Source organism: Aliiroseovarius sp. ABM4_368 (genome assembly GCF_056161205.1).
Map to the genome: position 1 here is coordinate 334,603 of NZ_JBSWYR010000004.1, position 25,750 is coordinate 360,352.

Below are 25,750 nucleotides of genomic sequence, written 5' to 3' on the forward strand. Positions count from 1 at the left end.
TCACTTCGTGAGCCTTGGGGGCTTTGCCCCCGCGCTGCGCGCTCCCCCAAGGTATTTAAAGCAAGCGGAAGAGTTTAGTTTAGGCGCGCAACCACATAGTCCGCGATGTCGTGCAACATGTGGCGGATCGGGGCGTCGGGCAGCGCGGTCAGGGCAGCTTTGGCTTTATCGGCCCAAGCGATGGCCTCGGCCCGTGTATCTTCCAATGCGCCGTGTTTATTCAAAAGCTCGAGGGCATGCTCAAGATCGCCCTCTTCCTGACGGCCTTTTTCGATTGTACGGGTCCAGAAGGCGCGTTCCTCGTCATTCGACTTGGCGACAGACTTGATCAGCGGCAGGGTCAATTTGCGTTCACGGAAATCGTCACCGATGTTTTTGCCCGTCGCATCGCCACCCCAGTAATCCAGCAGGTCGTCGACGATCTGAAAGGAAACCCCCAGCGCGTCGCCATAGTCGAAGAGCGCCTTAACCTGATCCGCTGGCGCGTCAGCAATTACGCCACCAACCTCGGTCGCGGCCGCGAAAAGCGCGGCGGTTTTGCCTCGGACAACCTGAAGATAGATATCTTCATCAGTCGACAGATCTTGGGCGGCGGTCAATTGCAGCACCTCGCCTTCGGCAATCGTAGCCGAGGCGTTGGACAAAATGCGCAAGACGTCAATCGACCCGGTATCGGTCATCAGTTGGAACGAGCGCGAGAACAGATAGTCGCCCACCAACACGCTGGATTTGTTGTCCCACAGCAAATTCGCCGTTGGACGGCCACGGCGTTGGGCGCTTTCATCCACCACATCATCATGCAGAAGGGTCGCAGTGTGAATGAACTCGACCGTGGCGGCCAGATGGATGTGATAGGGGCCGTCATAACCACACAGACGCGCGGCGGCCAAAGTCAGCATCGGGCGCAGGCGCTTACCACCCGCATCCACCAAATGCGCGGTCACTTCGGGGATACGCGGCGCGTGCTTCGATGCCATCCGCTCGCGAATCAGCGTATTCACGGCGTCCATATCGGCGGCCAAATGCTGGCCCAGACGCTCATGCGGTTTATGTGCAGCTTCGATCAGCATCTTCACCTTCCCGTCAACCGGCTCGACAATTGGGCGGGGATGCCCTTATGTCCAAAAGCATGAAAGAGCTTCTCAGAACCACGGATCCAACTATGATCCCCTTCGTCACCGCCCTTCTTACAGGCGAGGATATAGCCTGCTTTCCCATGGACGTCCATATGAGCGCACTTGAAGGAAGCATTGGCATTTTGCCGCGCCGGTTGATGGTGCGCGACGAAGATTTATTCATGGCGCAGGCGATTTTGCGCGATCACGACATCGCCTTTGAAAGCTGACGGCGCGCGATGACCCATGACGACCTGACACGCGATGATTTTCTTGGGGGGCAGTTGGTGCTGACCCAACCCAAGTCGGGCTATCGCGCTGGGGTCGATCCGGTGTTTCTGGCAAGCGCTGTACCCGCAACGGCGGGTCAGTCGGTGCTTGAACTGGGCTGTGGTGTTGGGGCCGCGTCGTTGTGCCTGGGACGGCGGGTATCTGGTCTGGAGTTGCACGGTATCGAGCGGCAAACAGATCACGCGGATTTGGCGCGCAAGAATGCGAAAGGTAACGGAATTTCCCTGACGGTGCATCAAGGCGATCTGGCGCGGATGCCAGAAGTGTTGCGCGCTCAAAACTTCGATCACGTGATTATGAACCCACCCTATTTCGACCGGGCACGGGGCAGCATGTCACCAGATGCGGCGCGCGAACAGGCGATGGGGGAAGAGACCCCATTGGGCGTCTGGATGGATCAAGCCACGCGGCGGCTGAAGCCTAAGGGGCTGCTGACGATGATCAACGCGGCCGAGCGGTTGCCGGACATCCTGTCAGCGCTAGATGATCGGTTGGGCTCGGTTGTCGTACAACCCCTATCCCCCCGAACAGGGCGCGCCGCAAAACTGCTGTTGTTGCAAGCGCGCAAGGGCGGACGCGCCGCGTTCCGGCTGGCGGCTCCGATTGTGCTGCACGAGGGCGACGCGCACACCACGGACCGCGAACACTATACCCCCACCATTCAGGCCATCCTGCGCGATGGGGCCGCACTAAGCTGGGGCTAAGCTACTTTCGGCGCAGATGCGTGGCCACTGCGACAATTATCAGCGAAAGATTTGCAACGATTCCGTGACAAGCTGGACATTTTGTGCTGCACTCGGTCCGTTCATAAACCAACAGGAGGATCGCCATGAGCATGAGTTCGCATCTTGAAGAGCTGCGCAGGAAACACGAGGTCCTCTCGGAAAAAGTCGAAGATCTCCAGCGCGCGCCCGGCAGTACAGATGCCGAGATATCCGAACTGAAAAAGCAAAAGCTCCAGCTCAAGGAAGAAATTGAACGACTGACGACGGCTACGGCCTGACGACTTTTGGCTCGGGTCAGGTCTGTTTTGTCGAACTGGCACTGGCCCGTGCCGCCATCAAGGCACCCACAGTGATCAACACCCCCGCGATCAGCAAAGATGGGTGTGGCTGGGCAACCCCTGCCAAAATCAAGACCAGCGTAGACAGCAAAGGCGCGCCATAGCTTGCGACGCCCAGAAGCTGAATGTCGCCGCGTTTGACCCCCACATCCCACACATAGAAAGCCAGCCCAACCGGCCCAAGACCAAGTCCCGCGACCGAGGCCCAGCCAAGCGCGCCGTTGGGCCAAATCGTGTCTTCAAACAGCAAATGTGCAGTGGTGGACAAGACTGCGGTGGCAAGGCAGAACACAACGACAGACGCGGTGGGCGTGTTTCCAAGACGTCGCGATAGGACCGAGTATCCCGACCACGTCAGCGCGCACAGGAAAGCCAGTACAAAGCCCGGAAGCGCAGTGGTGTCGAACCCGGTGGCACCACCCAGCACGATCAGCGCCGCGCCAGCAAAGGACACCAATGCCCCGATCACGTGCATGGGGCGCAGGCTTTCACCCGGCAGCAGGCCCGAGAACAGCACGATGAACAGAGGCCAGAGATAGGCGATCAGCCCGGCCTCGGCCGCGGGGGCCATGCGCAGGGCCGAGAAATACAGCGCGTGATATCCGAACAGGCCCAACGTGCCGAAGACGTAGACGCGCCAACTGATGGTGCGCAGAATTCCCAGACCTTCGGTCACACCAATCCAGATCACGCCCAGCGTTCCGCCGACCAAAAAGGTCATCGCGGCCAATTGGAAGGGCGGCACTGGGGCGGTGCCCACGGTGAAAAGCGCCAGAAGTGACCAGAGCAAAACAGCGATGAACCCAATGAAAGTGGCAGTTTTTCGTGTCACGATTAATCCTCGACCGCTACGATCTTCAAACCTTCTGTCACATGCGTGTTTTTTGCGATCTCTGCAATCACCCAATCGCGGAAGGCCACAATCGCTGGACGGTTCTCTTGCCCTTGGCGGCATAAAAAGCGAAACCGCGCTTTGGTAGACAATGCCAAGCCATAGGGTGCAACCAGACGCCCTTCGGCCAGATATTTCACCACAAAGGCGCGTCGCCCCAGAACCACACCCACGCCCGCCATTGCCGCATCCAACGCGTGATCAGGCTGCGAGAAGACCGATGCGATACGAGGCGTGCCTTCAACCCCAGCTGCGCGCAGCCACGCAGGCCAATCACATGGCGGGTTCAGAAAATCATCGGCTGTGTTGTGGATCAACGGAGCATCCAGAAGGTCTTTTGGCTCGGGATACTTCTCGGCCAGCGAGGGCAACATCACCGGGGTCAGCCACTCACTTGCAAGCGGATAAGAATAAAGACCATCATCCGGGCCATAACCAAATCGGATCGCGACATCGACCTCGTCCCGGTTTAGATCCACAAATTTCAGACCCGCCGCAAAGCGCAGCTCAATCTCGGGGTGGTCATGGGCGAAGGCGTAAAGCCGGGGAGCAAGCCATTTCGATGTAAAGGCCGGACCTGCTGTAACGGTCAAAGTGTTGCTGTCCAAACTGCGTCGTGCATTGCGCCAAGCGGCGGTCAACATCTCGAACCCATCCGCAGCACCGGGGGCCAAAAGACGGCCTGCTTCGGTCAGTTCGACGGCGCGATTCAGGCGGTGAAACAGGGGGGCGCCGAAATGCTCTTCAAGCGATTTGATCTGAAAGGACAAGGCCGCGGGGGTCACGTTCAGTTCAGCCGCAGCTTTCTGAAATGACATGTGACGGGCGGCAGCATCAAAAGCGCGCAGGGCGGTTAGGGGGGGCAGGCGATCACTCATTTCAGTTAAGTATCACTTATCCGAAAGCTTGGAAAGTCTCGTTTGTCGACAGAAATTCAAAGCCCCATATTGATTTCAAGCGAAGACGAGTTAAGAGGATTAATACCATGTTGGAAACTGCGACACCCCAGACCGAGTTTCAAGCCGCCTATCAGCGCGCGCATGAAGAACGTGTGCAGGCCTTTCATGCCGCTGGCCGTCTGATCCGTGCAGCCTTTGCCGTGACGCCCGCCCTTAAATCAAAAAGGGCCGGCCAAAGCGGCCAGCCCCTGAATTGTGATTGTCCTGCGTGATTAAAGTGTTTCCATTTATTGTTGGCTCACAACAAAAACCGGAAACACCCGCGAGCCACAAAACTGGACTTACGTTCCCGCATCATGCTTTTCAGCATAATGCAAAAACGTTTTAGACGAAGAACTGCGCACCATTGGCCGAGATGGTCGAGCCGTTGATGAAGCCCGCATCGTCAGAGGCCAAGAAGGCCACGCAGCGTGCAATCTCTTCCGGTTCACCCAGACGGCCTGCCGGGATTCCCGCAACAATCGAGTCGCGCACTTTTTCCGGGATCGCCATAACCATTTCGGTTGCGATATAGCCGGGGCAGATGGCGTTTGCAGTGATGCCCGCACGTGCGCCCTCTTGTGCCAGAGACTTCACGATGCCCAGATCACCTGCTTTGGTAGCTGCATAGTTCACCTGAGCAAACTGACCCTTCTGACCGTTGATCGAGCTGATTACGATGATACGGCCGAATTTACGTTCGCGCATGCCGGGCCATACCGGATGGACAGTGTTGAACACACCGGTCAGGTTGGTGTCGATGACTTCCTGCCACTGTTCCGGGGTCATCTTGTGGAACGGCGCGTCGCGGGTGATGCCTGCGTTGGCAACAACCACGTCGATCGGGCCAAGGTCAGCTTCGACCTGAGCGATACCGGCTTGGCTTTCCTCATAGCTGCCGACATTCCACTTGTAGGTCTTGATGCCAGTTTCTGCGGTGAAGGCTGCGGCTTTTTCTTCGTTGCCGGCGAAGGTCGCTGCGACCTCATAACCTTCTGCCTTCAACGCTTTTGAAATTGATGCGCCAATCCCGCGCGAACCTCCGGTGACAAGTGCAACTCGGGCCATGTATTCCTCCATCTCGAATCTTGGGTCTGAAACTCTGTTACATTTTCAATTTAACTTGCGCAATATTATTGCGCAAACATTTTGCCGCAATGCAGAGTTTATTTTGCATTTGCGACAAGAGCACAACAAAACACCTAACAAAAAAGGCGCCCGAAGGCGCCTTTTCCATCGTCTTAATTGACCTTACGGACGCTCAAGGCACATGGCAACGCCCATGCCGCCGCCGATGCAGAGCGTCGCCAGACCCTTCTTGGCGTCGCGGCGCTTCATTTCGAACAGAAGCGTGTTCAGGATACGGCAGCCCGAGGCGCCAATCGGGTGACCAATGGCGATGGCGCCTCCGTTCACGTTCACCACGTCCGGGTTCCAATCCATGTCCTTGTTCACGGCACAAGCCTGTGCGGCGAAAGCTTCGTTGGCTTCGACCAGATCCAGATCCTGAGCTTTCCAGCCAGCTTTATCCAGCGCTTTACCCGACGCATAGATCGGGCCAACGCCCATGATCGATGGGTCCAGACCGGCGGTCGCGTAAGAGGCAATGCGCGCCAAAGGCTCCAACCCACGCTTCTCGGCTTCATCAGCCGACATCAACAGCACAGCGGCCGCGCCGTCATTGATGCCCGAAGCATTGGCCGCGGTGACCGAGCCGTCTTTAGTGAAGGCCGGGCGCAGTTTCTGCATGGCTTCCATGGTTGCGCCGTGACGGATGTATTCATCCTGATCTACCACGATGTCGCCTTTGCGGGTCTTCACGGTGAAGGGCACGATCTCGTCCGCGAACTTGCCAGCCTTTTGGGCTGCTTCCGCTTTGTTTTGCGAGGCAACGGCGAATTCGTCCTGCATGTCGCGGGTGATCTGCCACTGCTCGGCCACATTTTCGGCGGTCTGGCCCATGTGATAGCCATTGAACGCATCCCACAGACCATCTTTGATCATGCAGTCGATGAATTTCATATCACCCATTTTGTGCCCGGCACGCAGGTGTGCGACATGGGGGCTGAGGGTCATGTTCTCTTGCCCGCCTGCAGCCACGATGGCAGCGTCACCCAGTTGCACGTGCTGTGCGCCCAGCGCAACTGTGCGCAGACCCGAGCCACAAACCTGGTTGATGCCCCAAGCGGAAGCCTCTTTCGCAAAGCCCGCGTTGATGTGCGCCTGACGCGCAGGGTTCTGACCCTGACCGGCCTGAAGCACTTGACCCAAAATGGTCTCGCTCACCTCGGACGGATCGATACCGGCACGGCTGACGATCTCGGCCAGAACTGCGGCGCCCAAATCATGGGCAGGGGTATTTGCAAACGAACCCGAGAAACTGCCGACGGCGGTACGCGCGGCCGATACGATTACGACATTGGTCATGATGCTTCCTTTTCCTCCAAACTTACGATCGGCGACCCGCCGCGTGTTTCAGAAATTTCCAAAACACACGCCATTCCGCACGATCATTGCTGGTCGCATCCTGTGCTGCATTGCAGAGAAAATCAAGCGGCGAGAGCGCTAGCATTTCCAACTCGCGTATCTAGGCCGCTTTACGCCAGTAAGGATCCAAGGTTGGCACCCCGAAGTAATAGCCCTGCATACAGTCGACTCCAATCTGGGTCAGAAAGGCCGCGTCTTCGGCCGTTTCGACGCTTTCGGCGACGGTGAACATATCGAAATGCCGCGCGACCGAAATCAACGCCTGCGTAAGGATCTGATTGTCGGGGTCGCTGTGGATCCCACGAATGTATTCGCCATCAATCTTGATGATGTCGAAAAAGAAATCCTTAAGGTATTTGAACGAGGTATAGCCCGCTCCAAAATCATCCAATGCGAAGCTGATGCCGTGATCCTGCATCTCGGCCATAAAGACCTGCACCAGTTCTGGCATGGTGATTGCGGTGCGTTCCGTAATCTCGAGGATAAGGCGTTCACCCAAATGCGGATCATCTTCCAACCCGCGCTTCAACACCTTCTTCCATCCCGGATACCCGATCGAGCGGGCAGACATATTAATGGACAACCGCAGGTTGGGTTCAGCCTGCAACGCCTCTAACCCCTTTTCCAAGGCCAGCGCATCCAGCTTGCGTCCCATTTCCTGATCCTCGACCGAGTCGATGAAATCCTTTGCGGGAATCACCCGTCCATTGCGATCCAACACGCGGATCAATCCCTCGAAGAACGCACGACGGTCCGGCTTGCTGGTTTGCACGACGGGCTGGAAGGCCAAACTGACCCGTTTTTTGCGCAGTGCCTCGCGCACCAAACTGATGGCGTCTTTGTCCCGCATCTCGATCGCTGTGCTAAGAGGATCCCCAACTGGTTCATCCATTGGGTCTTGCATCTGAGTGTATGGGGATGTCTTGTTTCGGAAGTTGAACATAGTGTCGCCTCTGCTGCCTTACCACCATGAGTGGCAATTCTATGCTAATGAGAGGTAAACCAGACAAGTTGTCTAAAATTTTAGCGGAACTGCCGTCATGACCGATCTTCTATCTCCAACCTCTGAACTTATCCGCTGTTCTTGGTGCGGATCCGAGCCCATTTATCAAGAATATCATGATCTTGAGTGGGGTGTGCCGGAATGGGATGGCCGCGCGCTTTGGGAAAAGCTGATCCTTGACGGTTTCCAAGCCGGTCTCAGCTGGATCACGATCCTTAAAAAGCGAGATAATTTTCGTGCTGCGTTTCGGGGATTCGATCCCGAACACATCGCAACTTGGGGAGAGGCCGAGGTTGACCGCCTACTGCAAGACAAAGGCATCATCCGCCACCGGGGTAAAATCGAAGCAACGATCACCAATGCTCAGGCCTATTTGGACTTGGGCGGGGCGGATGCGTTTCGCGATATGATGTGGGGCTATGTGGACGGCGCGCCTTTGAACGGGCGATATGAAACACTCGGCGATGTGCCGACCTCGTCACCGCTATCCACACAGATCTCGAAAGACCTGAAGAAAGCCGGGTTCAAGTTTTGCGGCCCGACGATTGTCTATGCGTGGATGGAGGCCTGCGGGCTTTTCAACAACCATTTGGTCAGCTGCCACCGCCACGATCAGGTCTAGCCCAGGCTGGCCAAAAGCTTGGCACTAGGGACACCTGTAACAGGCATCCCACGAGATTTCTGGTAGGCGCGAATGGCGGCGCGGCCTTTCTCGCCGATCACGCCATCGGGGCGGCCTGCATTGAAACCCAACCTGTTCAGACCTTCTTGAAGTGCTTGGCGTTCATTGGTGGTCATGCCCCAAGGTTTCTTGGGATAGCTGGCTTGGATCGCCCGACCTCCGGCAAGGCGGTCAGACAGGTGGCCCACACCGATCACATAACTGTCGGCATAGTTATAGGTCTTAAGCACGTGGAAATTCTGGAAGATCATGAAGATCGGGCCCGTGGGACCGGCAGGCAAAATCAGGGCGCCGCTGTCGTTTCCGGACAAGGCGCGCCCGTTGACATCAGTGACCCCCATTTTGCCCCAGTCACGCAAACGATGCGGATAGATACGACCGGTTAGGCCCAGATCGAAACCTTTGGGCAGGCGGACCTCGATCGCCCAAGGCTGGCCTTTCGTCCAACCCTTGGCACGCAGATAGGCCGCGGTGGACGCCAAAGCATCCGTCGGATCGTCTGACCAAATGTCACGCACGCCGTCACGGTTGAAGTCCTCGGCATGGGCCAGATACGAGCTGGGCATGAACTGCGTATGCCCCATCGCCCCAGCATACGATCCCTTCATGCGGGATGGCGATACGTCGCCCGAAGACAGGATTTGCAAGGCTGCCAGCAATTCGGCCTCGAACAAATCACGGCGACGGCCCTCATAAGCCAGGGTGGCAAGCGTCGACAGGACCGAGGCTGATCCACGCACAGCGCCAAAGCTGCTTTCCATGCCCCAGATCGCGACGATAACCTCTTTCGGGACGCCATACTTCTTCTCGATCTTTTTCAGAAGAGTTGGGTATTTGGCCAGCGCCCGCTGCCCGCCTTTGATCCGCTGAGCTGACACGGCTGACGCGATATAATCCTGCAGGCTGCGCGCGGTCTCGGCCGGGCGGCGGTCGGATTTGATGACCGATGGCAGGTACTCAGCGCGTTTCAGGGCCGACAGCGCCGTATTCCCGACACCTGCGGACCGGGCTTTCGACGAAAACCCGGACAGCCAGCCAGCAAATCCGCTATCTGCCAGAACGCGCCCCGGCATAATGGTCGCAGCGGTCAGGGTCGCTATCGCCAAACGGCGGTTCATCAGCGGGGTGGATGGGGGCATTGAAGATCCTGTTGGCAGCAGTTGTCCAACCACCTTAAGCGCAGTGCCTTGTGGCTCAAAGTCAATCCGGGCGGATCGGCAAAACCGTGCCGTGATCAATGGAGGTCACAGCAATTGCACACGCCCGCCTTGCCGCGTATAGCAGTGGCCAGCAGAAATATGTCCTGAAAGGCAGATCATGAGCGACGACACGAAATCCGCGAATGAAATGTGGGGCGGCCGGTTCTCGGCGGGGCCCGACGCGATCATGGAGGCGATCAACGCCTCGATCGGCTATGACCAGCGTATGGCACGACAGGACATCGAAGGCTCGCGCGCGCATGCCGCTATGTTGGCCGCAACCGGTGTGATCACCGACGACGACGCGAAAGTCATCCGCGAGGGTCTGTTGACCGTGTTGGCCGAGATCGAAGCAGGCAACTTCGCCTTCTCGACCGCGCTGGAAGACATCCACATGAATGTGGAAGCGCGACTGAAAGAAATCGTCGGCGAACCTGCTGGCCGTTTACACACGGCGCGTTCGCGCAACGACCAAGTTGCCACCGATTTCAAGCTCTGGGTTCGCGACCAAATGGACGCCGCTATTAATGGGCTAGAAGCCTTGATCCGCGCGCTGCTGGGTCAGGCCGACGCGGGCGCCGATTGGGTCATGCCCGGCTTCACCCACCTGCAAACCGCACAGCCCGTAACGTGGGGCCACCACATGATGGCCTATGTCGAGATGTTTGGCCGCGATATGTCCCGCTTCCGCGACGCCCGCGCCCGGATGAACGAAAGCCCACTTGGTTCGGCCGCGCTTGCCGGCACCTCGTTCCCCATCGACCGGCACATGACCGCCGAGGCACTGGGTTTTGACCGCCCAGCCGCAAACTCATTGGACGCTGTGGCGGATCGTGATTTCGCGCTGGAATTCCTGTCATCTGCAACCATCTGCGCCATGCACCTGTCGCGCTTTGCCGAAGAGCTGGTGATTTGGTCCTCGGCCCAATTCCGCTTTGTGCGCATGTCGGACAAATGGTCGACGGGCTCGTCAATCATGCCGCAAAAACGCAACCCGGATGCGGCCGAGCTGATCCGCGCCAAAATTGGTCGCATCATGGGCGCCAATATCGGGCTGATGACCGTGATGAAGGGACTGCCGCTGACCTATTCCAAGGACATGCAGGAAGACAAAGAGCAGGTGTTTGACGCCGCTGACAACTTGATGCTGGCGTTGGCGGCGATGACCGGGATGGTGTCGGACATGACCGCGAACACCGAAAGCCTCGAAGCCGCGGCGTCCTCGGGTTTCTCGACTGCGACCGATCTGGCCGACTGGTGCGTGCGCGCTCTGAATATGCCGTTCCGCGACGCCCACCACGTGACCGGATCGCTGGTCGCAATGGCCGAGGATCGCGGCTGCGACCTGCCCGACCTGTCGCTGGAAGACATGCAATCGGTCCACGCGGAAATCAACGACGAAGTGTTCGGCGTGTTGGGCGTCCACAACTCGGTCGCGTCGCGCACCAGCTATGGCGGCACTGCCCCCAGCGAAGTGCGTAAGCAGATTGCCCGTTGGAAAGAGCTTTTGGCATGATCCGCGCACTTCTGATCACCGCTCTTTTGGGGCTGGCGGCCTGTGGTGCAGATGGCGAACCCATTCGCCCGGGATCACCCGAGGACACACAAGCAAAGTAACATCAAACGCCGGCCCGATAGCCGGCGTTTTTACATTGTCATCAAGGCCGAGGGTTGAGCGCGCGGCGCTGTTCCGCTAGGGCAGTCATGAAGCGCAGACAGACGAGGGCCAAGATGGACCATTTTCTTTACAGCGATGGCGTATTGCACGCCGAAGACGTGCCGATTGCAGAAATCGCTGCTGAAGTTGGCACGCCCTTCTATGTCTATTCCGCGGCCACGCTGAAACGTCACATTGGACTGTTCAACGAGGCGCTGGAATGGGCCGATCATCTGGTCTGTTTCGCGGTGAAATCAAACTCGAACCTCGCCGTTTTGAAGCTGCTGGGTGAAATGGGCGCGGGAATGGATGTGGTGTCCGGCGGCGAATATCGCCGTGCGATTGCGGCTGGCGTACCGGGCGAGCGGATCGTCTTTTCCGGCGTTGGTAAAACCCGTGACGAAATGCGTCTGGCGCTGACCAATGGCATCCGCCAGTTCAACCTGGAAAGCGAACCCGAGATGCGTGTCCTGTCCGATGTCGCATCGGAACTGGGTGTCATCGCCCCCGTCACCGTGCGCGTGAACCCGGATGTCGATGCGAAAACCCACGCCAAAATCTCGACCGGAAAATCTGAGAACAAGTTCGGCATTCCGATTGCGCGTGCACGCGAGGTCTATGCCGAAATCGCGTCTCTGCCCGGTCTAAAGGCCGTGGGAATCGACGTTCATATTGGCTCGCAGCTGACCGAGTTACAGCCCTTCCGCGAAGCCTATGAGAAGGTGGCCGAGCTGACCGAAGACTTGCGCGCAGATGGGCACGACATCACGCGACTGGATCTCGGCGGCGGTCTGGGCATTCCTTACGAACGCTCGAACGACGCGCCACCATTGCCGATCGAATACGGGCAGATGGTGAAGGAAACCGTCGGGCATCTGGGTTGCGAGATCGAGATCGAGCCGGGTCGTTTGGTCTCGGGCAATGCCGGGATCATGGTGACGTCCGTGATCTATGTGAAAGAGGGCGAAGGTCAGGATTTCCTGATCGTAGACGCTGCGATGAACGACCTTGTGCGCCCCGCCATGTACGAGGCGCATCACGACATCATCCCCGTGATCGAAGCCACCCCGGGCGAGGAAAAGGCGCGCTATGACATCGTTGGACCGATTTGCGAAACCGGCGACACTTTCGCCAAAGGCCGCGATCTGGACAACCTGAAGCCGGAAGACCTGATCGCCTTCCGCTCGGCAGGCGCCTATGGCGCGGTGATGGCGTCCGAGTACAACTCGCGCCCCCTGATCCCGGAAGTGCTGGTGATGGGCGATCAATATGCCGTCATCCGCGCACGTCCTACCTATGAAGAAATGCTGGGACGCGATACCATTCCAGAATGGCTGTGATACTCCCACAGGTCCGGTGACCCGGCCCGACCTATCCCAAAAGGTGCAAAAGCGCCTTCGTTGGCCCTTGGCTTTGACAAGGGGCGGGATGGTTTTGGAAAGGCTTTGGCAGGTTGGCTGGCCGCTGGCGACAGCGGTTCTGGCCGCGATTGCTTTGGCGGGATTCGGTGGATTGCAGGGTTGGGTGATGCCCACACTACTGGGACTTTCTGCGCTGGCCTGCCTTGCTCTGGCCGCGCGCCGCTTTGTCTGGCCAACATCCGGGAATGCCCTAAGGCGGTTGGATGGCAGCCTGACCGGCCACCCGATTGCAACGCTTCAAGATGATCAGGCGACGGGCGCGGATGATGCGGCCTCGGCCCAGCTGTGGCAGGCCCATCAGGACCGGATGCTTACGCGTCTGGACGATGTGCAGGCCGTTGCACCTGACCTGCGGGTGGCGCGAAAAGATCCCTATGCTTTGCGCCTGATTGCAGCGACCGGCGCGGCGCTGGCCATCGGGTTTGGCCCGTGGAATACGGCTCCGCTTACTGGTAGAGACGGTGCTGCAGCGCAAGTTGCCGCCAGTTGGGAAGGTTGGATTGAGCCGCCATCCCATACCGGGCAGCCCAGCCTCTACCTTGATGACCAACCCGACGGTGCCCTGACCATCCCCAAGGACAGCCGTCTGACCCTGCGCCGATACGGAGACCCAGCGGCGCTGACCATCGCGGGCACGGTTCTGGATACCGATGCTGGACCAAGCCCCAGCATAACTCAGCGGATCACCCGCAGCGGCACCCTGACCATCGACGGCCCGAACACACGCGCCTGGACTCTGACCGCGCTTGAGGATGCACCACCCACCATTCGACCCAATGGCCCCCTGACGCGGCAGTTAAACGGAGAGTTCACCTTGGGCTTCGTCGCCACGGATGACTACGGCGTAACAGGCGGTGAAGTCATCCTGAACTTGGCCCTTGATCATGTGACGCGCCTGTACGGTCTGGCCACAGATCCAGAGCCCCGGCCCGAGGTCACGGTGGACCTGCCCCTGCCCTATCGCGGCGCACGGACCCTGATCGAAGCTGCCTTGCAAGAAAGCCTGATCGAGCATCCCTTCGCGGGCCTTCCGGTGACGCTGACCTTCATCGCCCGTGACGGCGCAGGACAGATCGGCGAAAGCGAGCCCTATCCGATGATCCTGCCTGCACGCCGCTTTCTGAACCCCTTCGCCAAGGCCTTGGTCGAACAGCGCCGCGATCTGTTGTGGAACCGCGCGAATGCCCGCCGAGTGTCTCAAGTGCTGCGCGCCACGCTGGTCTATCCCGAGGATCTGCATCTGCCCGAAGGCATCTATCTGCAACTGCGCGGCGCAATAAGGCGGCTCGAGGCCGGGTTGGCCTTTGCCAATGTCGCAGACGGCCTGCCAACTGAACTGCGCGACGAGATTGCGCAGGTCCTGTGGGACATCGCGGTCGAACTGGAAGACGGACAGCTGGACGATGCTCGCGCCCGCATGGAAGAGGCCCAACGCCGTTTGGAACAAGCCATGCGCGACGGGGCGACGCCCGAAGAACTGGCAGAACTGCTCGACGAGTTTCGGGATGCGATGCGAGACTATCTGAACCAGTTGGCACAGCAGGCGCCCGAGGCCGACCCGAACGCGCCGCAATCTGGCGACGCGATCGAACTCACGCAGGAAGACATGGACGCGATGATGGACCGGATCGAAGAGCTGATGCGCGAAGGCAAGACGGCAGAGGCGATGGAGATGCTCGACCAGATGCGTCGGATGATGGAAAACATGCAGGCCCAGCGTGGTGGCGAAGGCCAGCGCCCCGGCGAAAACGCCCGTGAAGGCCTGCGCGAAACCATGCGCCAGCAACAGGGTCTGTCAGACCGCGCATTCCGTGATCTTCAGGAACAGGGTCAGGGACAGGGATCGCAAGCCGGGGAAAGCGAAGACAACGAAGGGCGCGACGGTGGTCAGGGACGCGGGCAAAGCCATGATGGATCTGGCGGCGAACAGGGTCAGAACGGCGAAGGCGGGGGGCAGGAAGGCCCCGAAAGCCAAGGCGGCGGGAGCGACGACCCCGGCACCAACCTTGCCGACCGACAGCGCGCCTTGCAAGATCAGCTGGACGCCCAACGTCGCGACCTGCCGGGGGCAGGTGATCCCGCAGGCCAAGCCGCCCGCGACGCGCTGGACGAGGCCGGGCGCGCTATGGGGCAGGCCGCTGATGCGCTCGAACAGGGCGACATTCCCGAAGCGCTGAACCAACAGGCCGACGCGATGGAAGCCATGCGCGAGGGGTTGCGGCAGTTCGACGAAGCAATGGCAAACCAGCAGCAGCAGGAAGGTCAGCAGGGTGGAAATCCAGGCGATACCGACAGTGCCTCGACCCAAGATCCTTTGGGCCGTAGCCAAAACGGGCGGGGTGGGGCCAATCAGACCGATAACCCGTTGGGCGAAACGGACGAGACATATCGCCGTGCAGAAGAGTTGATGCAGGAATTGCGCAAGCGATCAGGCGAACCGGACCGTCCCGAGCTGGAGCGCGACTATCTTGAACGGCTGTTAGATCAGTTCTGATCCATGCCTTACATCCGTTTGCGCGCGGACAACGCAGCCGAGATTGTGCCCTCGTCCAGATAGTCCAGCTCACCCCCGATGGGGACGCCTTGAGCAAGGGATGACACCAGACAGCGGCCTTCCAATTCATCAGCAATGTAATGCGCGGTGGTCTGTCCATCGACCGTGGCATTCAGGGCGAGGATAACCTCGCTGATATTGTCATCCACGACTCGCTGAACCAAACGCGGGATGCCCAGATCTTCGGGCCCGACCGCATCCAATGCAGACAGCGTTCCGCCCAACACGTGATAACGTCCCTTGAACAGACCCGCGCGCTCCATCGCCCACAGGTCGGCCACGTCTTCGACCACGCAGATCTCGCCTGTGGCACGTTTTTCCGACAAGCAGATGTCACAGCGATCCGAGGTCGAGACATTACCGCAGGTCACGCATTCCCGCGCAGTCTCGGCTACCTCCTGCATCGCATCCGCCAAAGGCGTCAACACCAACGCACGTTTGCGGATCAGATACAGCACCGCCCGACGAGCCGAACGCGGACCCAGCCCCGGCAACTTCGCCATCAACTCGATCAGGTTTTCGATATCGCGCGGTGCTTCGGACATTTAGAACGGCAGGTTCATGTCTTTGGGCAGTCCCAATTCTTCGGTCAGACGCGACATTTCGCTTTCCGAGCGGGCCTGTGCTTTGGATTGCGCATCCTTGATCGCGGCAAGGATCAGATCCTCGACCACTTCCTTTTCATCCGGATTGAAAATAGTCGGATCGATATCAAGGCTCGTCAGCACACCCTTGGCCGTTGCAGTTGCCTTTACCAGCCCAGCGCCGCTTTCGCCAACCACGGTCATGGTCTCGAGGCTTTCTTGCATCTCGGCCATCTTGGTCTGCATTTCCTGCGCTTTTTTCATCATCCCGGCCATATCGCCGAGACCACCCAAACCCTTGAACATCTGATGCTCCTACTGTTTCCACTTAGAAATTAGATACGGGCGGCACGCGCCGGTTACAAGGCGGCGGTCAGTCTTCCTCGAATGGATCCCATTCGTCTTCGACCTCGGCCAGACCTTCTTCGGCGGCTTCCTGCACCATGTCCTCGGCGGAACGGATTTCGGTGATGCGCGCCTTGGGGAACGATGCGATCACGGCTTGCACCAAGGGATGTGCGCTTGCCTCTTCCTCCAGTGCCAGTTTTTCGCCATCGCGCGTTTCGGTGATCGTCGGCGCTTCGCACCCGTTCACAAGCGTGACGCCCCAGCGCACCCCAGTCCAACCATGCAAACGCTGCGCCAATCGCGCGGCCAAATCTTGCGGGGCGTCGGCAGATGGTGTGAACTCGATCCGTCCCGGCTGGTACGAGGCCAGCCGCACCCCACCCTCGACTTCGACCAGCAGCTTTACATCGCGGTTGGTTCGGATCAACTCGACCACATCTTCGAACCGCGCATAGCGCGCAAGCGAGGTTTCGGCATCCGCCGCCACAGCCAATGCGGTCGCCCCACCCCCTGACCCCGAGGGCATAGATTGCGTAGACATGGCTGGCGCGCCAATCGGCGCGCCACCACCAGCGGGCATTCCGCCACCGCCCCCCGGCCCTGCGGGCGGCGTGGGCGTATCTTTCAACTTGCGCACCAGTTCTTCCGGAGATGGCAGATCAGCCACATGTGTCAGTCGAATGACCGCCATTTCCGCCGCCATCATCGCGTTGGGCGCGCGGCCTACTTCTTCGATCGAAGTCAGAAGCATTTGCCACATACGGGCAAGAACGCGCATCGGCAAAGCCTGTGCCATCTGTTGCCCACGGCTTCGTTCGTCGGGCGATACAGTTGGATCCTCGACCGCTTCCGGTGTGATCTTGATGACGCTCACCCAGTGCGAGACCTCGGCCAGATCGCGCAGCACCGCCATCGGGTCGGCCCCGTCGGCATATTGCGCACCCAGCTCGGTCAACGCACCCGCTGCGTCGCCCTTCAGAATCATATCGAACAGATCGAGCACCCGGCCACGGTCAGCAAGCCCCAGCATGGCGCGCACCTGGTCTGCAGTAGTTTCACCAGCTCCGTGCGAAATAGCCTGATCCAAAAGCGACTGCGCATCACGAGCAGACCCTTCGGCGGCCCGCGTGATCAACGCCAATGCATCATCCGCAATCTCGGCCTTTTCCGCATCGGCAATCCGGCGCAACATCGACAGCATATCTTCGGGTTCAATCCGGCGCAGGTCAAAACGCTGACAGCGCGAAAGGACCGTCACCGGAACCTTGCGAATCTCAGTCGTCGCAAAGATGAATTTGACATGCGCTGGGGGTTCTTCCAGCGTTTTCAGCAGTGCGTTGAACGCACTGGTCGACAGCATGTGAACCTCATCGATGATGTAGATCTTATAGCGGGCCGAGGCTGCCCGGTAATGCACGCTTTCAATGATCTCGCGAATATCGCCAACCCCGGTGCGGGATGCAGCGTCCATTTCCATCACATCCACATGCCGCCCCTCGGCGATGGCAACGCAGTGCTCACATTCGCCACACGGTTCGACCGTCGGGCCACCCTGCCCGTCCGGGCCAATGCAGTTCATGCCCTTGGCGATGATCCGCGCCGTAGTGGTTTTTCCAACTCCGCGAATGCCCGTCATCACGAACGCTTGCGCAATCCGGTCCGCCTCGAACGCGTTTTTCAGCGTGCGGACCATTGCCTCTTGCCCGACCAGATCGGCAAAGGTTTCAGGGCGGTATTTACGCGCCAGAACCTGATAGGGTTGAGAGGCTTGCGAAGGTTCAGGAGTGATATCGCTCATCATCGGCCTTTGTTGGGATTCGTAGTGTCAGCAAAGCCTAAAGCGAGGATGGGCGGGGGTCCACTAAAGAAGCGCAGAAGATCACAGCGCCCACAAAATACCCCCGACCGCGATGGTGGCGACAGTCATTAATGTTGCAAGGCGTGTAAACGATTTTGTCGGCATGGCTTCTGCGTCATTGTCAGAAAGCCGCGTTAGTGTTGCGCAAGCCTGTCGCTGTGCAGCCCAATAGATCACAATCGCCGCTGCCAAGAAAAGTGTAGCAACCAGTTTTGCCGCCCATGTCGGATCGAATGATCCGAACACAGCCTTTAGACCAATCGCAACACCAACCGCGCCAAGACCCGTTCCCATCCAAGCCGAAAACGTACGCTCATTGGCCATTATTGTACGATCCTCAGCCCAGCGCGTGCGCGTTTCAGCATTTTCTTCAGCGTTTTTGTCTTTGTGATCAGCCATAGTCTGATCCTACATCGTTCGTTCAGACCGCGCGACCTTTTAACAAGCCGTGACGTTGTTTCCGGTTCGAATGGTCATTGGTTCAAAGAATGCGCCATGCTACGCCAATCCCATGGAGCCACTTTTTCCCATCACCAACCTTCCCGCCGGAAACGGCACCCTAGGCATCTGCCCCCTACCCGGCCGAAGCGGAGATTACCGCGAGGATCTAGAGACCTTGCTCAAATGGTCGCCCGACATGGTCCTTACCATGACCACCGAGCGCGAGATGGACAGCTTTGGCGCCACAGACCTGGGTCAGAACCTGACGCAAGCAGGCATCATCTGGCATCATCTGCCGATCAACGATTTTGGCGCGCCTTCGGATAAGATCATCGCAAGCTGGGACAGGGTCTCACCCCACGCCCACCAGATCCTTGCTCAAGGCGGCAAAGTACTGGCCCACTGCAAAGGCGGCTGCGGGCGGTCCGGCATGATGCTTCTGCGCATCCTGTGCGAAACCGGGGAAGAACCCTCCACAGCCCTTACCCGCCTACGCGCCGCCCGACCCTGTGCCGTCGAAACCGACGCGCAGAAAGACTGGGCCAGCAGCCGCTAATCCGCATTTCCTTGTTCAAAATATCCTGGGGGAATGTGAAATCCCGCGGGGATTTCACAGGGGGCAACGCCTCAATTGCGCGCGAAGCGCTCTACCGCCCTTTGCGGTGCTTCGCGCCCTTCACGACACCTTTCACCATCTTCGAGAACTTCTTTTCCCGCGACCGCGATTGCGCCACAGTTTCCGAGTTCTTCTTCTCACCCTTGCGCAGTTTCAGCCAACGATCCAGACGCTCCAGATCTAGCTCCCCCGCCGCGATGGCTGCCTGCACGGCACACCCCGGTTCGGTCTCGTGGGCGCAATCTGAAAAGCGACATTGCGCTTCCAGCTCGGCGAGATCGTCGAACACATTATCGATACCATCGCGCGTGTCGATCAGACGCAGCGCGCGCATGCCCGGCATGTCGATGATCCATCCACCCTGCAACATCGGCCGCATTGACCGCGCCGTCGTCACGTGCCGACCCTTCGCATCATCCTCGCGAATCCCGCCGGTGGCAGCGTCGCCGCCCGTCAGCGCGTTGGTCAGCGTGGTCTTCCCTACGCCGGATGAACCAATAAAGGCGGCGGTCTGCGGTGCTTTGCACCAAGCAGCGACTGCAGCCGCACCTTCAGGATCGCGCGCGTTAACGGTCAGAATGGTTAGCATTGGGTCCAAGACTTGCGCTTCACGTTCGTACTCGCGCGGATCATCGCACAGGTCCGCCTTGGTCAGCACCAGAACCGGATAGCACCCGGCCTCGTGCGCAAGCGCCAGAAAGCGCTCCAGCCGCGCGATGTTAAAGTCGTCGTTGCACGAGGTGACGATGAACAGCGTATCCACGTTAGCTGCGATCAGTTGCACATGCGCATCAGTGCCTGCGCCACGCCGTTGAAGCAGCGAACGTCGATCAAGAATATGCTGAATTCGCATTTCCGGGTCCGCCAGAACCCAATCGCCCACAGCAAGCTCTCCTGCCGAAAACTTCGGCGTGGTTAAAGTTGCAGAACCGCCTTCACCCAGCGCAGCCATTTGCGCACGGTGGATTTCGGTCAGTCGGTAAGGGGTCAGCGCGTCTGTATGTTCGGCACGCGCCTGTTCGAAGGATGTGGACCATCCAAGGTCCATAAGTGTCAATGTCATTGGTCTGCCTGATTTAGCACAAAGGATCACCCGTCGCGCAGGCGCGGCGTTGGGTGCATGGGTTCAGGCAGGGCCGGATCACTCCGACGGGCGACAACCTGCCTGAAAGGCGGTGACGACACTCATAAAATCCCTCCGTTCGTATGCGTGGCCGATTGTTGGAAGGCCGCGCGGGCTTGGGTCCGACTGCTAGAAACTGAGTTTCGTGGGTCGGGTAATTGTCCCTCTCGGCGAAACAAGTTTCGCCTGTCGGGGCATCAAATCCTGCGGATTTGATGCTTGGTGAGAGGCTGAACACGACCCAGACGGGGCTCGTTGTGGCTGCTTCCTTCCGGACCTGACCAGATTGGCGAGGCGCCTACCCGCGCCAACCTCTCGCCCTTCATATATGAGGCTGCGCTAAGGGATGCAAGCCTCAGAGCGCAAGCTCGTAACAGGTAAATCCACGTTCGTCACACGGCTCTAGAACGTCGAACCGAAGCCATGGGTAATCCCGCACCGACGTCAGCCCTTCGGACGAGGACCGAAACCAGACCGACGCATCCCGCACTGGATGGAACTGCCAGATCGGGGCCGCATCGATGTCTATCCGTCCACGATTGGCCACATAGTCCGCAAGCAGGTGGCGAATCTCAATCGGAGCAACCGGCAGCACGTCCGCAGAATCTGGCAGAGGGTAATTTCCCCCGCCCAACACGCGGTAGTCGGTGGTGGCCAGAAGGAATTCATCATCATCCCGCACAGGGCGTCCATCATGGCGCAGCGCCCGAACGCGACGCGCATCGGGATCGGCCAGTTCTCCGGCAGGTGTGAACCGCGCCGGTTGCGCAAGATCGACCTGATAGGTCAGCCCCAACACGCTTTCATGGATATAGCCCGGCACCCCGTCATCCTTCAGCTGGACGGCCTTCTGCCCCGGCAAAACCTGATTGAAGATGCTGCAAGACCGCTCAAGCCAGTTGCGCAAAAACGCCCCGGTCACCTTCACCAAGGCAAAGCTGTTGGGAAACATGTAAAGATCCGCCAAGGATCTCTGTGTCAGCGGCCCAGAAGGAAGCGCCGTGTAATAATCCGGCCCCCCAAATCCACCCGACTTGAAGGCTGCACTGGCTGCAAGAACCGGAAGGTCGGGCAAGTCCAACGCGTCTTTGCACAAATGCGAGTGGTCCAACATCGCCTCCTGAACAAGCCGCGTCGCGCTGTCTGCCCCGACAAGCGTCAGATAGTTGTTCAGGGGGGAAATCGTTTCCCCAACCCGCGCACGCATCGCCGAGCAGGTGTTGTTGTGAAGGTCCGTAAACAAGGCTTCGAACGCGCCATTTGCAAGGCCATTGCCCGTGACCTCGTCCGGGACCGCCTTCAGGCGCGCCGAACCATGGCAAACCGTCCAGTTCCCATCCCGCCGGTCGATGGCAAGGTCGATCACCCCCAGATGCGACCCCCAGAAGCCCGGCATCACGGTCGGCACCCCGTTTAGAAAGCCGTCCACCTCGGCGCCGATGGCGGGAAAGACCTGGTGGGTGTGCCCCCCGATCAAAGCATCAATGCCGGGCACAAGGGACAGGGGATGCAGCACGTTCTCCATATCCGGGCTGTGGCTTTCCGCGCCCATTCCGCTGTGCGCCAAAGCCACGATCACATCCGCACCCAACGCCTTCATTTGCGGAACATAGTGGCACGCTGTAGCGAGAATATCCGTGGTCTTGATCTTGGCTTGGTTAAGAGACTTCGGAGGCAGAAAGCCAATCACACCAATGGTAATATCATGCAGTCCACCAAGACTGTCTTCGACCGTCCTGCGCAAAAGAACATAGGGCTGGATGTGCGACTGGTCCGTTTCTTCCGGCAAATCTGCATTCGCAGTCAGCACCGGAAACCCGGCCCCTCGAATCGAGCGAAACATCGCCTCATGCCCTTGGTCGAAATCGTGATTGCCAAGGTTCATCGCATCATAGTTCAGGTGATTCATCGCCCGGATCATCGGATGCAATTCGTCGCGCGTTTCCAAAGATTGCCCTTCGCCCAGCGCCGAGCCAAACAGGCAGTCGCCATTGTCCAACAGGATCGAGTTCGCCACCTCGCCTCGCGCGGCGTCGATCAGCTTGGCGGTGTGTGACATCCCCCATCCCCCGACCGTTCTGTCAGCATGGTAATCATAGGGTAGGATGTTCATGTGCAAATCTGTGGTTGCTAAAATGCGCAGATTCACTCGAACGCCCTGATCCGTAATTGGATCTTGAACGAAATGCCTCATCCCCTTGTCACTTTCTTTTTATCGCCTCTCGAACCCATCCAAAACACCCACCGCCTTTAGGGCGTGTGTTTGCGCTTTAACTCAATCTCGCGTTGTATGATGTCAATTTAATGGCCCGATCGCGGCAAGATTCCAATCTGGACAGTGAGGACTGCTCTGCTAGCGTGCGGCGCAACGCATAAACACAGGACAGCACCCGCATGAAAATCGCCGAACAGGTCACCTTTGCCGCTGGCAATTTGAACAGGGATGCCGAGGCCCGCGCAGATCCGGAAAGGCTGAAGGTGCTCGCCCAGCGGGCCAAGCTGTTGCCTTTGTGGCGCGGGAAGATCCTGTTGCGCCCCGAGGCCGAGGGCTGGGATCTGGTATATCTGCCCCAAGACGCCCTGCCGGCGGATTTCGCTGACGCGCCGCGTGTTTATTTGGGTTTACAGAACGAAACACCCTTGTTTGCACTGGATGTTTCGCGATGGGAACCACAGGGCGATTTACCAGACCCGACAATGTTCGTAGATCAAAGCATTCAACGCCATCCCGACCTGCCCGAGGATTTTGGATTTGCCGAGCTGCGTGCCACTATGGCGGGTCTGACCCCCGACGAGGCCGAAGTCGCTGCCACTGCGCGGTCCATTCTGGAATGGCACCGCATTCACGGGTTCTGCGCCAATTGCGGCGCGAAAACCCATGTCACCATGGCTGGCTGGCAACGCAATTGTGATGCCTGTGGTCGCTCGCATTTCCCGCGCACGGATCCAGTGGTGATCATGCTGATCACTCATGGAAATTCGGTTTTGGTGGGGCGCGGTGTGGGTTGGCCCGAAGACATGTATTCCCTTCTGGCGGGATTCGTGGAACCCGGCGAAACGATCGAGGCCGCGACGCGACGCGAGGTGTTCGAAGAAGCTGGTGTAAAGGTCGGGCCGGTTGGCTATCTGGCCTCGCAGCCTTGGCCCTATCCCTCTTCCCTGATGGTCGGCACGTGGGGGCACGCCTCCACGACCGAGATCAAGCTGGACCCCGCCGAGCTGGCCGACGCAATCTGGGTCACGCGCGAGGATATGTTGGACATTTTCGCTGGGCGCAATCCCGCGGTCAAACCCGCCAGAAAGGGTGCAATAGCACATTTTTTAATGCAGAACTGGCTTGCGGATCGGCTGGACTAGCCCCATTTTGCTGCAATGTAAGCGGTAGGAGCGGTTGATGAAAATCAAGACCCACGAAGACATCGAAGCGACAATCGAACAAGTGTTCGATGCCGTCACCGATTTCGAAGGTTTCGAGCTGGCCGCTCTGCGTCGCGGTGCCGAAGTGCGTCGCACCGACACGATGCCCCACCCCGGTCAAGGGATGAGCTGGGAAGCTAAGTTCTCGTATCGTGGTCGCCAGCGGGTTGCAGACATCAAGGTCGAGCAGTTTGATCGCCCCAACCACTTGCGCATCTGGTCGAAGATCGCGGGCCTGAATGCGGATGTGGACATCGAGCTGATGGCCCTGTCCCGTACCCGAACCCGCATGTCGCTGAGCGTAGACATGCGCCCCAAGACCATCCCGGCACGGCTGTTGATCCAATCCCTGAAACTGGCACGCACCACGATGCTGCGCCGTTTCCGCAAACGCGTTTCGGAATATGCCGCCTCGATCGAGGCACGCTATCGGGCTTGATCAGACCCGATAGTTCCCGTTAGTCGCGGGCCGGATCGCGGGGATAGACCCCAAGAATATCCAGCGTTGAGGTGAAATAGGCCAGTTCTTCCAGCGCAAGCTGAACGCCCCGATCTTCTGGATGGCCGTCAATATCTGCGTAAAACCGTGTTGCAGTGAACGATCCATCGACCATATAGCTTTCCAGCTTGGTCATGTTCACACCATTGGTCGCAAACCCGCCCATCGCCTTGTAAAGCGCGGCTGGGATGTTGCGGACTTCAAAAACGAACGTGGTGATCATACCGTGTTCGCCACGCCGCTCCAGATTGGGCTCACGCCCCATGATGACAAAGCGGGTCGTATTGTGGCCGTGATCCTCGACATCTTCGGCAAGCAGATCCAAGCCATAGATCTCAGCTGCCAGGGCAGATGCCAAAATGCCTTCACCCGGCGTTTTTGTCTTGGCCAAATGCGCTGCAGCGCCCGCGCTGTCGGCAGCCCCAACACCGCGCATTCCATGCAGCTTCAGAAAGTTCGACGATTGCGGCAGCAGAACCGGATGGGCGCGCACCAGTTTGATGTCGTCAATCTTTGCCCCCGGAAGTCCCATCAGACTGATCCGGACACGCACGAAAGCCTCGTCCAGAATGTGCAGCCCGCTTTCCGGCAGCAGCCGGTGAATATCCGCAACCCGGCCATAGGTTGTGTTTTCGATCGGCAACATGGCCTGATCTGCCTTACCCGAACGCACTGCGGCGATGACATCATCAAAAGATTCGCAGGGCATGGCTTCCATATACGGTCTGGCGGCCTGACATGCCTCGTGGGAATAGGCGCCTGGCTCTCCTTGAAAGGCGATTCGGCTGGTCATTTTGAGGACCCTCCCTGCGGGTTAGCGTTAAAGGACGATTAGTCGCGCGTCATATCGCTTGAAAACATACATGGGAAGCGGCTAGAAGGCTTCTGACTTTGGATGAGACGGAACGCGACATGTTCGACACAATGACACTTACAAAAGCGAGCGGTGCGGTTATTGGCACGCTCTTGGTATTCCTGCTGGGCAACTGGGCGGGAAGCGCCCTGTACAACACCAGCGGCGGCGCACATGGCGCTGACCATGGCGACGAGGCACACGCAGCCGCCACTGGCTATGTCATCGCAACAGCAGATGAAGGCCACGCAGAAGAAGAAGCCGAAGAAGCCGTTCCTTTCGCGGATCTGGTAGCAGCAGCCGACGTCGCCAAAGGCGAGAAAGTCTGGGGCAAGTGCAAAGCCTGCCACAAGCTGGAAGACGGCGCGAACGGCACCGGCCCGCACCTTTATGGCTTGATCGACCGCCCGATCGCCAGCGTCAGCGGCTTCGGCTACTCGGATGTTCTGGCCGGCATGAGCGCCGATGCTTGGACCATCGACGCCTTGAACGAATGGCTGGCCAGCCCGAAAGCCTTCGCGCCGGGCAACAAGATGACGTTCTCGGGCCTGAAGAAAGACAATGATCGCGCCAATCTGGTTGCGTATCTGGCCACCATCGGCGGCTAAGCGTCCCTTCGGTGAAACATTCCAAGGCCGTCCGGTTCCGGGCGGCCTTTTTCGTTGCGCGTTTTCAGGCGGCGCACGGCCGATTAACGCCCAGTTCACCA

General features: G+C 58.9%; 26 protein-coding genes and 1 other RNA gene. 12 read left to right on the forward strand and 15 right to left on the reverse strand.

Going from position 1 to position 25,750, the window contains the following annotated elements; genetic code table 11:
- Positions 1-74: 74 nt before the first annotated feature.
- Entirely contained in the window at positions 75-1,070 is a 996-nt protein-coding gene (locus tag ACXAH3_RS13630; protein ID WP_474862637.1) for a polyprenyl synthetase family protein, read from the reverse strand.
- Positions 1,071-1,129: 59 nt separating this feature from the next.
- Between ACXAH3_RS13630 and ACXAH3_RS13635 the strand changes: the two genes are divergently transcribed.
- From ACXAH3_RS13635 to ACXAH3_RS13645, 3 genes are all read left to right on the forward strand, one after another.
- Positions 1,130-1,345, forward strand: coding sequence for a putative signal transducing protein (locus ACXAH3_RS13635; protein WP_474862780.1), 216 nt, complete (start codon positions 1,130-1,132; stop codon positions 1,343-1,345).
- 9 nt (positions 1,346-1,354) lie between these two features.
- Positions 1,355-2,110, forward strand: coding sequence for a tRNA1(Val) (adenine(37)-N6)-methyltransferase (locus tag ACXAH3_RS13640; protein WP_474862638.1), 756 nt, complete (start codon positions 1,355-1,357; stop codon positions 2,108-2,110).
- A 125-nt stretch (positions 2,111-2,235) separates the two neighbouring features.
- Positions 2,236-2,409 carry a YdcH family protein gene (locus ACXAH3_RS13645; protein ID WP_474862639.1) on the forward strand — a complete coding sequence of 58 codons (174 nt, stop codon included), beginning with the start codon at positions 2,236-2,238 and terminating at the stop codon, positions 2,407-2,409.
- A gap of 16 nt (positions 2,410-2,425) precedes the next feature.
- Here the strand turns inward: ACXAH3_RS13645 and yddG are convergent, their stop codons facing one another.
- Together yddG and ACXAH3_RS13655 are read right to left on the reverse strand one after the other, a co-directional pair.
- Positions 2,426-3,301 carry an aromatic amino acid exporter YddG gene (gene yddG / locus ACXAH3_RS13650; protein WP_474862640.1) on the reverse strand — a complete coding sequence of 292 codons (876 nt, stop codon included), beginning with the start codon at positions 3,299-3,301 and terminating at the stop codon, positions 2,426-2,428.
- Positions 3,302-3,303: 2 nt separating this feature from the next.
- Positions 3,304-4,239 (reverse strand): transcriptional regulator GcvA, encoded by a 936-nt coding sequence (locus ACXAH3_RS13655; RefSeq protein WP_474862641.1) that lies wholly within the window; start codon positions 4,237-4,239, stop codon positions 3,304-3,306.
- A gap of 107 nt (positions 4,240-4,346) precedes the next feature.
- Here ACXAH3_RS13655 and ACXAH3_RS13660 point away from each other — a divergent pair, with 107 nt between their 5' ends.
- Positions 4,347-4,532, forward strand: coding sequence for a hypothetical protein (locus ACXAH3_RS13660; protein WP_474862642.1), 186 nt, complete (start codon positions 4,347-4,349; stop codon positions 4,530-4,532).
- Between the two features lie 112 nt (positions 4,533-4,644).
- Here the strand turns inward: ACXAH3_RS13660 and phbB are convergent, their stop codons facing one another.
- The 3 genes from phbB to ACXAH3_RS13675 all read right to left on the reverse strand — a co-directional run bounded on the left by phbB (position 4,645) and on the right by ACXAH3_RS13675 (position 7,729).
- Positions 4,645-5,367, reverse strand: coding sequence for an acetoacetyl-CoA reductase (gene phbB, locus ACXAH3_RS13665; protein WP_474862643.1), 723 nt, complete (start codon positions 5,365-5,367; stop codon positions 4,645-4,647).
- A gap of 183 nt (positions 5,368-5,550) precedes the next feature.
- Positions 5,551-6,726, reverse strand: coding sequence for an acetyl-CoA C-acetyltransferase (locus tag ACXAH3_RS13670; RefSeq protein WP_474862644.1), 1,176 nt, complete (start codon positions 6,724-6,726; stop codon positions 5,551-5,553).
- A gap of 160 nt (positions 6,727-6,886) precedes the next feature.
- Positions 6,887-7,729 (reverse strand): EAL domain-containing protein, encoded by an 843-nt coding sequence (locus ACXAH3_RS13675; RefSeq protein WP_474862645.1) that lies wholly within the window; start codon positions 7,727-7,729, stop codon positions 6,887-6,889.
- Positions 7,730-7,826: 97 nt separating this feature from the next.
- On the opposite strand from ACXAH3_RS13675, the gene ACXAH3_RS13680 reads away from it, so the two are divergent.
- Entirely contained in the window at positions 7,827-8,411 is a 585-nt protein-coding gene (locus ACXAH3_RS13680) for a DNA-3-methyladenine glycosylase I (RefSeq protein WP_474862646.1), read from the forward strand.
- On the opposite strand, the gene ACXAH3_RS13685 is transcribed toward ACXAH3_RS13680, so the two are convergent.
- A complete protein-coding gene (locus ACXAH3_RS13685) occupies positions 8,408-9,610 on the reverse strand; it encodes a lytic murein transglycosylase (RefSeq protein WP_474862648.1) in 1,203 nt (400 codons plus the stop codon). The genes ACXAH3_RS13680 and ACXAH3_RS13685 overlap by 4 nt on opposite strands.
- 178 nt (positions 9,611-9,788) lie before the next feature.
- Here ACXAH3_RS13685 and argH point away from each other — a divergent pair, with 178 nt between their 5' ends.
- The 3 genes from argH (at position 9,789) to ACXAH3_RS13700 (ending at position 15,242) form a co-directional block, all read left to right on the forward strand.
- Positions 9,789-11,186, forward strand: coding sequence for an argininosuccinate lyase (gene argH / locus ACXAH3_RS13690; RefSeq protein WP_474862649.1), 1,398 nt, complete (start codon positions 9,789-9,791; stop codon positions 11,184-11,186).
- 215 nt (positions 11,187-11,401) lie between these two features.
- Entirely contained in the window at positions 11,402-12,667 is a 1,266-nt protein-coding gene (lysA, locus tag ACXAH3_RS13695; RefSeq protein ID WP_474862650.1) for a diaminopimelate decarboxylase, read from the forward strand.
- A 43-nt stretch (positions 12,668-12,710) separates the two neighbouring features.
- Positions 12,711-15,242, forward strand: a complete 2,532-nt coding sequence (locus ACXAH3_RS13700) for a DUF4175 domain-containing protein (RefSeq protein WP_474862781.1) — start codon at positions 12,711-12,713, stop codon at positions 15,240-15,242.
- Between the two features lie 8 nt (positions 15,243-15,250).
- Here ACXAH3_RS13700 and recR read toward each other — a convergent pair whose 3' ends face one another.
- From recR to ACXAH3_RS13720, 4 genes are all read right to left on the reverse strand, one after another.
- Positions 15,251-15,847, reverse strand: coding sequence for a recombination mediator RecR (recR, locus tag ACXAH3_RS13705; protein ID WP_474862651.1), 597 nt, complete (start codon positions 15,845-15,847; stop codon positions 15,251-15,253).
- Positions 15,848-16,192 (reverse strand): YbaB/EbfC family nucleoid-associated protein, encoded by a 345-nt coding sequence (locus ACXAH3_RS13710; RefSeq protein ID WP_246928790.1) that lies wholly within the window; start codon positions 16,190-16,192, stop codon positions 15,848-15,850.
- 67 nt (positions 16,193-16,259) lie between these two features.
- Entirely contained in the window at positions 16,260-18,032 is a 1,773-nt protein-coding gene (locus ACXAH3_RS13715) for a DNA polymerase III subunit gamma/tau (protein WP_474862652.1), read from the reverse strand.
- 81 nt (positions 18,033-18,113) lie between these two features.
- Positions 18,114-18,491, reverse strand: coding sequence for a YidH family protein (locus ACXAH3_RS13720; protein WP_474862653.1), 378 nt, complete (start codon positions 18,489-18,491; stop codon positions 18,114-18,116).
- A gap of 112 nt (positions 18,492-18,603) precedes the next feature.
- On the opposite strand from ACXAH3_RS13720, the gene ACXAH3_RS13725 reads away from it, so the two are divergent.
- Positions 18,604-19,089 (forward strand): phosphatase domain-containing putative toxin, encoded by a 486-nt coding sequence (locus tag ACXAH3_RS13725; protein WP_474862654.1) that lies wholly within the window; start codon positions 18,604-18,606, stop codon positions 19,087-19,089.
- 91 nt (positions 19,090-19,180) lie between these two features.
- On the opposite strand, the gene rsgA is transcribed toward ACXAH3_RS13725, so the two are convergent.
- The 3 genes from rsgA to ACXAH3_RS13740 all read right to left on the reverse strand — a co-directional run bounded on the left by rsgA (position 19,181) and on the right by ACXAH3_RS13740 (position 22,466).
- Positions 19,181-20,212: a ribosome small subunit-dependent GTPase A gene (gene rsgA / locus ACXAH3_RS13730; protein ID WP_474862655.1), complete on the reverse strand. Its 1,032-nt coding sequence runs from the start codon at positions 20,210-20,212 to the stop codon at positions 19,181-19,183.
- A 280-nt stretch (positions 20,213-20,492) separates the two neighbouring features.
- An RNA gene (gene ffs, locus ACXAH3_RS13735) (signal recognition particle sRNA small type) lies at positions 20,493-20,590 on the reverse strand.
- A gap of 37 nt (positions 20,591-20,627) precedes the next feature.
- A complete protein-coding gene (locus tag ACXAH3_RS13740) occupies positions 20,628-22,466 on the reverse strand; it encodes a bifunctional 2',3'-cyclic-nucleotide 2'-phosphodiesterase/3'-nucleotidase (protein WP_474862656.1) in 1,839 nt (612 codons plus the stop codon).
- A gap of 200 nt (positions 22,467-22,666) precedes the next feature.
- Here ACXAH3_RS13740 and nudC point away from each other — a divergent pair, with 200 nt between their 5' ends.
- Entirely contained in the window at positions 22,667-23,629 is a 963-nt protein-coding gene (gene nudC / locus ACXAH3_RS13745) for an NAD(+) diphosphatase (RefSeq protein ID WP_474862657.1), read from the forward strand.
- Between the two features lie 37 nt (positions 23,630-23,666).
- A complete protein-coding gene (locus tag ACXAH3_RS13750) occupies positions 23,667-24,128 on the forward strand; it encodes an SRPBCC family protein (protein ID WP_474862658.1) in 462 nt (153 codons plus the stop codon).
- A gap of 19 nt (positions 24,129-24,147) precedes the next feature.
- Here ACXAH3_RS13750 and ACXAH3_RS13755 read toward each other — a convergent pair whose 3' ends face one another.
- The gene (locus ACXAH3_RS13755; RefSeq protein WP_474862659.1) at positions 24,148-24,981 is read right to left on the reverse strand and encodes a prephenate dehydratase; all 834 of its coding nucleotides are present in this window, start codon (positions 24,979-24,981) and stop codon (positions 24,148-24,150) included.
- 119 nt (positions 24,982-25,100) lie between these two features.
- Between ACXAH3_RS13755 and ACXAH3_RS13760 the strand changes: the two genes are divergently transcribed.
- The gene (locus tag ACXAH3_RS13760) at positions 25,101-25,649 is read left to right on the forward strand and encodes a c-type cytochrome (RefSeq protein WP_474862660.1); all 549 of its coding nucleotides are present in this window, start codon (positions 25,101-25,103) and stop codon (positions 25,647-25,649) included.
- The last annotated feature ends 101 nt before the right edge of the window (positions 25,650-25,750 follow it).